The 7,937-nt window shown below is 59.5% G+C and carries 5 protein-coding genes; all 5 read right to left on the reverse strand.

The genetic code is table 11. From position 1 onward, the window contains the following. Positions 1 to 77 precede the first annotated feature (77 nt). The 5 genes from BWR02_RS16405 to BWR02_RS16425 all read right to left on the reverse strand — a co-directional run bounded on the left by BWR02_RS16405 (position 78) and on the right by BWR02_RS16425 (position 7,478). Positions 78 to 929 (reverse strand): SDR family NAD(P)-dependent oxidoreductase, encoded by an 852-nt coding sequence (locus BWR02_RS16405; RefSeq protein ID WP_139558998.1) that lies wholly within the window; start codon positions 927 to 929, stop codon positions 78 to 80. After that, positions 922 to 2,106 (reverse strand): radical SAM protein, encoded by a 1,185-nt coding sequence (locus tag BWR02_RS16410; protein ID WP_139558999.1) that lies wholly within the window; start codon positions 2,104 to 2,106, stop codon positions 922 to 924. Before BWR02_RS16410 ends, BWR02_RS16405 begins: the two co-directional genes overlap by 8 nt. Next, a complete protein-coding gene (locus BWR02_RS16415; RefSeq protein WP_139559000.1) occupies positions 2,078 to 3,310 on the reverse strand; it encodes a glycosyltransferase family 4 protein in 1,233 nt (410 codons plus the stop codon). Before BWR02_RS16415 ends, BWR02_RS16410 begins: the two co-directional genes overlap by 29 nt. A gap of 1,384 nt (positions 3,311 to 4,694) precedes the next feature. After that, complete coding sequence (locus BWR02_RS16420; RefSeq protein ID WP_139559001.1) at positions 4,695 to 5,588, reverse strand: hypothetical protein; 894 nt, start codon at positions 5,586 to 5,588, stop codon at positions 4,695 to 4,697. An 894-nt stretch (positions 5,589 to 6,482) separates the two neighbouring features. Next, the gene (locus BWR02_RS16425; RefSeq protein WP_139559002.1) at positions 6,483 to 7,478 is read right to left on the reverse strand and encodes a trypsin-like serine peptidase; all 996 of its coding nucleotides are present in this window, start codon (positions 7,476 to 7,478) and stop codon (positions 6,483 to 6,485) included. Between the last annotated feature and the right edge of the window lie 459 nt (positions 7,479 to 7,937).

Genomic DNA, 7,937 nt, shown 5'->3' on the forward strand with positions numbered 1-7,937 from the left:
GCCTCAGGCAAGGTGCCGCGGCTGGAATGACGACCCTAATGCACTGGCAGGCGATGCGCCATCTCGACATCGTATGCTCAACCCAGGCGACGCATCTGCAGCCACTCAAACCACCTATCCGGCAACAGACGCTGCAGCGCCAATTTGCGGTATGCGTCCTTTCCGAAGGCGTAGCGACGGCGAGGAACCCGGGTAGCGAGCAGGGCGGCGACTTGCCGCGCAACCTGGGCTGGGGAAGAGCCCGACGGTGGGTTGCCGCTGTCACGGCGACCGAGCAGGCGCTCGTAGCGCTCGAGACCGTCGGCGCGCAGCGCCGGCAACAGATGCTGTTGTTGTGCTTTCAACTTATCCCAGAACGGCGTATTGACCACACCGGGCTCAAGGAGGGTGACATGTATATTTGAGCCGGCGAGTTCCAAGCGTTGGCAGGCAACCAAGGCGTCGAGCGTCGCTTTGGTGGCTGCATAGTTGCCGGTCAATGGCGAGGCAATCCGCCCACTCGTCGAACCAACGTGGACAATGCGGCCGCCCTGCTTACGCAGTGACGGCATGAGCGCTTGAATGAACGCCATGGGACCGAAGACGTTGACTTGGAATAGGTCATGATAATCGTCGCTCGAAGTTAGCTCGACGGGTTTCACCGCACCGACGCCGATCGCATTAACGATACCCACGGCAGCTGAAGCCTCGGAGATCCAGTCCATCGCCGTGCCAGCGGCACGTCGAATGCTGTCACCGCAGGAAACGTCCAAGCTCACGCACTCCACACGGTGTGCCGGCGGGAACTGGGCCAGCGCAGCGTTGAGCGCTGCCGGTTGACGCACGCACGCGAGCACACGCCACCCGCGGGATACGAACTCTTGTAGGCAGGCGAGCCCGATGCCGGACGATGCGCCCATGACGATGACATCCCTGATGAGCTCAGCCACCGCAACAACCGTCTATCTGGTTGCCGGGTCGCCTGCACACCTCTTCTGAAAATGAAGTTGCAGGTTTACGGTAAGCCGCCATAACGTAGTTCTCTGCCGGATGAGTTAGCTTCTTGCCCGGAATGGGGCGGATTGTCGACACGTCCTCGTATCCTTTCCAGACATGATCGCAAATCAGGTCATGACTGCAACTGCGGCAAGCGGGCAACCGACGCTTCCGGACCAGTTCGATGAGCCGGGTCAAACCGTATATCTTCATGCCGATCAGCCCGCGGCCGAATGGCAACCTCCAGTGTCGTGCCAGCAAGCAACCCGACAGCGAGATCGCATCAAACACGATTGCGCGCCAGCCGGAAGGGGCGCGGCGCACACGGTTGCTGAAGTAGTAGTTCCAGTCGTCGGGATCGAAACTCTGCTGGTAGAAATTCATGACATACCGCTCGAAGCCTTGCATGTAACAGAAGGGTATGTACTTGACGCTGAGTGGTGGCAGCGCCATTTCATGGCGGGCAATCGCTCGCTTGAGAGCAGCGGCAGCCTCCGCGTAAGAGAGCCTGAGGCCCGCTTCGGTACCGCCGGCCTGGGCTGCCGGACTAAACACCGCAAAGTGGACAGCGCTTGCCTGAAGGCTCAGAAACAGGGCCAGGATATCCTCTATCTCGGCCAGGTTGTCTCCCGTGACGGTACATGTGGTGCGACAGCGCACGCCGAGGGCTCGAAGATTCTCAAAGGCCTGGATGGCTTTGCCGTGACTGCCGGGGATGCCGGTCAGGCGGTCATGGGTTTCCGCCCGGGCACCGTGGATCGAGATGAGTACGTCATTGATTCCCGCCGCCACGAGTTCTTCAGCATACGAGGGCCGCGCCAGGCGAATGCCATTGGTTATCAGCGAGATATAACTGAAACCGAGATGGCGCGCGAACCTTGTCAAATCCGGCAGTTCAGCCGAGATGGTCGGTTCGCCGCCGGTGAACTCGACTTCCGTGGCGCCAAGGCGGCGCAATGCCGTTAAGCCCGCACGCAAAGCGGCGCTTGTAGGCTCCTTCTCGGGTGGTTGGTCCAGAAGATCCTGATAGTAGCAAAAGCCGCAGCGCGCATTGCAACGGAATCCGAGTCGTATCTCCCCCCGGCGCGATAGTTCCGGTCTGTTAATGCTGCCTGCCATCAAGAGTGTCATAAAGGTCTAGCATCCGGCGCGTGTACTGAGTGAGCGAATGCTTTTGCTCGACATGGGCGCGGCTCGCTCGACCGATTTCCTCAACCTCAGCGTCTTTCATGTCGCGAATCTCGCGAAGACCCGAGGCCAACGCTTCGGCCGAGCCGCTGGAATGAAGCCAGCCGGTACGCCCCGATTCGATCAGTTCGGGAAGGCCACCGATGTCGGCTCCCAGCACGGGTTTCCCCATGGCATAGGATTCCAGCACGCTCATTGGTGCATTCTCATACCATTCGGCCGGCAGCACTGTGGCGCGACAAGCGGCGATAGCTGCTCGCAATTCGGTCTCCTGCAGATGACCGAGAAACTTTACGCGTGCCCCCAGGCGAAGAGACTCCGCTTCCAACTCTGCGCGCTGGGGACCATCGCCGGCCAGCCGCACTTCTACACCTGAAGCGGCAGCGGCTCGCACCAGAGTCAGCAATCCCTTCTCCGCCGAAAGGCGGCCGAAATAAAGGAAATGGTCCCCTACACCGTAGGACGGCTCCCATCCCCTGAGATCTATCGCATTGGGTATGACGGTGAAGCGCTGCGGATCCCAACCCCATTCAGCCAGCTTGTCCGCGTAAAATTGACAGGGAGAAACGAATCTCTGCACATGGTGACGGTAGGACCCAAGCCAGCCATTGACGGCGGCTTCCAGAAAGATCACGAAACTGAGCGCAGCCGAAGACTTGACGCATCTATTTCGGAGCACCTGGGTGATGCCACCGTCGCGGCAGGCTTCGCACACGCCGACGCCCGCGCGATGCATGTGGTAGGCAGGGCATGCGATCTTAAGGTCATGTAGCGTCATCACCACAGGAATCTGGCGCTCGGCCAGAACGGGCAGTATGGACGGCGAAAGGTGATGATAAATGCTGTGACAGTGCGCAATATCGACGGACACCTTGTCGAGCAACAGGCGCAACTTGCGTTGAGCCTCCCGGGAATAGATCACCTTGGGTACCCGACGAATTTTCTCGACCAGACCATATTCGTGTCCGAATTCGATCTCGTCGACGAAAAAACGCGACCAGTCGCTGGGGCGATTGTTCGGGTGCTGCATCGCGAAGGGCACCACGGTCCAACCTTCGGCTTCGAAGCACGCGTTGTGATCGAAATAGACCACTTCCGAACCGTCTCGCCGGTAATAATAGCTATTGACGGAAAGCAAGCGCTTCACGGTCGTCCTGCGGTTTAATGTCCCAAAATGTCGCTTGGGGCGCCAGAAAGGTGGCTTGCCGCAAGCGGTAATCCTTCACCCCCGTTCTCTGGCTTCATGGTAGTACTACTGGAAGTGGGTACGCAAGTCTCTTTAAAGTTTATGTTCCTGATCTTACCGACACTTTTGGGATGAGATGAGAAGAGCCTTGGCAGCCAAATCAGGAAATAGATTATATCTCGCGAAGGAACTCGAAAAATCCGCTTAATGCGCGAATCCTTCCGGAGAGGCCAGTGCAGAGTGCGGGTGATACCACATAGCCTGTTCGTTACCACAGAGCGCTCAGCCAGAATCGCTCGTTTTGGCGAACTTGATTAGCGACGAAGCTCAGCTGAGCCGCCAGACGCATTCTCCGAACCGATCACTGGCAGCCAAGTGACTGATAACTGCAGCTACCGTTGTAGCTCCGGCTCAGGAATCGGTGCTGCCAAGGTAGCCAGCTGAAGATCATCACTAAACAGGTTGGCGAATGCCCTGCTGCACATGCCTGGACACAAGTAACTTTTCTCGCACTGACGGCGGCGCCGATCCGGTATCCACCTCACCCGGCCCGAGCGCGCGAGCGAGCGTCTGCCATTTTCGTCCCGGGTCGCGGCCGCCAAATGCGTTGTTGGAACAGATTCACGCTTACCGACTGAGTCGAGCGGGAAGAGAGCCACGCATTGACCTCCCCGGTCCATACTACACCGCACCGATACGGTGCCCTGCAGCGTTCGAGGGTGTCACATTTTGCGGCCATAGAATCCGTCAAGTGGCGGGTGCTGAACTTGAACTCACCTTCGGCCCCGAACCCGCTGCGCGTTCCCTGGGTTCCCGGCACCGTGCACGGCCAAAGATTCTGTCGGCTCTGGTCACGTAACGTGTCCGCCCGTATCCATACCGCCGGGCTTTCTGCCATAACGAAATCCGAGACCACGGGGAGATAATGACTGGACCGCGCACTCCGATGAACTCGGGCGCCGCACCGTCGCTGGAATCCGTGCAAAGCCCATCGCATGCGAGACATTCAGTTTCGGCGGGCCAAGGCACGATAGGCGTGGCTTTCGGTGTATCCCGGCCGAATCCCTTCCGAACAATGGCCGGCACCGCGTCCACGTTCCCCCTGGGATCAAGTCCGACACGGCACGCATCCGCTGCGCCGGCAAGTTTTTTTGGCGCCCTGTCGCGACCGATCGACAGGGTGGGTCGCCCGGACCCAGTCCGGGCGACCGCGGTGCCATTACTCCGGCCCGAATTGCGCCACCAGCCCAACTCTGGCCGATGGCCGCCCGCAAGTACGTTGGCGTGCGAGCGATTCGGGCCGGAGCAATGTGTAGTCAGCCACTGCTTGTGGCCAGTCTCCCTATCAGATGGGTCGGTAGACCATCTTGACCGTCCTGGTCCCGAACGCGGGAACGGTCATGGACCAAAGTTGCTCGATGGAGCCATCACCTACATAGCCCGACGAGGCATTGGCAAAGTAGTTCGCGTACGCATTGCACGGTGCGGGACCGGAGTAAACGCTCTGCACATAAGCATCGTAAGCGAAGTTGAAGGTCTGACTCGCCCCTGACAGGCCACCACCAAAGGACGGTTGCAGCCCGATCGCGGTGTCGATGGTGTAGTCGAAGTGATCGTCGCTCGGCGTGCTGTTGGCATCCACATCGGCATGACGAAGGAGATAGACGCTCCGCGCCACGCCGGTGTTGTTCTTGAGGACCATGGTCACCGTCGCGGTTCCCGGGTTCGATCCCGTCGCGTTGCCCTTGACGATCGTCTGCGTCAGGCGCCAGATTCCGTCACTGGTGGTGCGATTCAGAACGACTTGGGTAGCCGTGACACTGGTAACGTTGGCCGGTCCCCAGTTGCCACTGTCGCTGTCCGCGTAGTCATAGTACGCAGCGCCCGAATTGAAGTCACAGATTCCGTAACCCTCCTGTATGGCACCTGCGTTGATGAACTCCACACCCGCTCGCGAAAACTGCGTGATATTCCCGTTGCTGGTGACGCAATACTGCGTCGCGTTGTGACCGCTGCCGGAAGTAAATGTCCACGAACATGAGGTTGCAGCGGGAGACAGCAACTCGGATGGCTGCAGTCCTTCACTGCTGGGGTTAGGCACGGGGGGAGTAACCGGTGCGACCGGTTCGCCCGCAAGAGTGGCAAATGGAAGCGCAGCGAGAATGAGCATGCTCTTCAACGCCCCACCCTTTGAAAAACCACCCATACCGGAAACTGACTTGTTGTGAACGATCTTCATCGGTCTCACCTCTATAAGGTATTAATGTAGGAAGTAACGGACTAGCCCGCAGTACAGACGCGCCAGTGGCCTCTGATTCACGGGCCAGGTATAGGTTAAATATATGGGCTCCTCATTGCGTGGTAATATTCACCAATATTCATGTATCCGGGTGCCCTGGTAATTCCTGATCTGGTGATGGCAAATCATTAGCGGTACCACGAACCCCGAATGACATGGTGGCGCAGCTCGCGGATCTTCGCGTCGGGCGAAGCCCGAAATCGACCAACCGGGTTGGGGAATGGTCGATCTAAATGCTGCGGTTCATATCACGCGGGCCAGACTTGAACGGGCGGACCAACCTGATTCAGCCGCGGATTCACGCCGAAGCGACGTCCGAACGGACAGGGCCGGATCGACAGGAGGTGTGGCGCTTGCACGGTTTTCCTGGCGCGGCTGGAATCTTGAGTAGCCGGAAACACGGGCCTCGCAGACAATGAGGCGGAGCACAGCTGCACTCCTCAGATGGCCGTTTTGGTACGCGCAGCGGCATCCTTGTCGTGCACAACGGGCGTCATGACTGAACTCGAACCGCTGTCAGGCGATGGCAGCGGCGAGGTGCCACTCGTCTGGCGAGCTTGGATCGTGGCGGGACGTTCGCGAGGTCAGCGCAACCGGGAGGGAGTGTGCGAACTGGGTGTGCGCCCCCGTCCGGCGGGGGCGGGAAAGCCATGCGGGCGAGAAGCGCCTGCCTGACCGAACAGCGCACGGTGCGGATAACGAGACCCCAGCGGTCCGCGCTATTCGGTTGTCATATAAAAAAAGACCCCCGTTGCCGGGGGTCTCAGAAATCAGATCCGACTCGTCGGCCCTGCGTGCGGAGGCCAGAAGGCCGGAGCCGATAGCCGAAGAAGTTCAGCAGTTACCGGGCGCCAGAGCGCAGGTCGAGTTCAGGATCGATTGGAAGTTGGCATTGAACTGCGAAGCGCCGAGTATCTTCACGTTCGGATCGGTGTACCCATAAGAGGTCACCCCCACGACCGCGTTACGGGTGACGCGGCTCCCCGTCGGGGCAGCCGCAGCAGGGTCGCCAAAGTTCTCGACCCAGGGGCCACCGCTCGAGCCCCCGGTCATATCACTGCCATATTCATACGCGGTACTGCCCGCCACACCGGAACCGCGATGGTCCCCGGCATCATTGCGTTGCATGATCGCGCAGCTATCGAAGTTGCAGGGATAGCCGAGCATGGTCACGTGGGTATCAGACAGATGCCCGATCTCAACATTGAGCTTTCCGACCGTTGCGCCCACCGTTCTTGTCACCGCACTTGGCGGCGTGGCTTGATCTACCAGTTCCAGAAGACCGAAATCTTCGTTGTTCGGCAAGGCACCGGCGCTGGTCACCCAAGCGGTCGGAATGGTGGCATGGGACCAGTTCCAGGTACCGTACGGACGATTTGCAGGTGGCGCCTTGGTACCGTCGAAACCCGGAATGAACGCCCAGTTGGTGTGCCAGCCGATGCCATCGGTGTAAAGGCAATGTGCCGCGGTGACAATCAGCCGGTTTTTGATCACTGATGCGGAACACTGAAAGTCGCCCTGCCCCGGGACCGAGAAGTAAAGCTTGCCGACTGACCGATACGGCCGCGCCTTGTTCGCAGATTGCGGCGTGATGCGAGATCGGGTGAAGTCGAGATTCGCGGTCCCGAAGCTCTGGCTGATCAGCCCGCCGCTATCCCGTGTCGGCAACAGTGGCTGGGCGCTGGCTACTCGATCGGTCGTCCAATAAGCCTCTGACGACGACGCCAGCGCCTGCCGATTGGCCACAGTTACGCCAGGGTCGTAAGCCATCGCGGTGCCCGTGAGCGCGCTAACCACCGCGAATGCCATGACTTGTCGTGTGATGTTCATTTTTCTGCCCCCTTTATGGATCAAACATTGGAGGGCATAGATTAGGAGCCACTCGCGCCATTCCGGAGTGAAGTATTCACCCTGCGCGTGGCCACTAATACCAAAGTGGTATCCTCGATGGCGCGGTGTGCGCACGGTCCGACCGGCTCCGAGCCCGGCGGGCCATTGGTTCGTTCGCTCTCGCGTCAGACTGGTTACGGGTCCACCGAATTAGTCTGGAAAAGCCCCGTTAACACGGTCGCTCCCCTGTTCGCACTTGCGGATTGATACGGGACGTTCGGCAAATGGATTCAGGGAGGATAGGCCATGACTTTGGGGCCCCACCCAACGGCGGTTGGTAGCGTCCGTCAAGGTGGTGTAATTTTCGGGGGCGAACTCCGGCTCAGATGAGTTCTTCAGTCTGCAGTCAGTCCGGGTAATGGGTCCATCCCGACGCTGTGCTCTGTCATGGTGTGTTGG

Origin of the sequence: Methylotetracoccus oryzae (assembly GCF_006175985.1) — a bacterium.
GTDB lineage: Bacteria > Pseudomonadota > Gammaproteobacteria > Methylococcales > Methylococcaceae > Methylotetracoccus > Methylotetracoccus oryzae.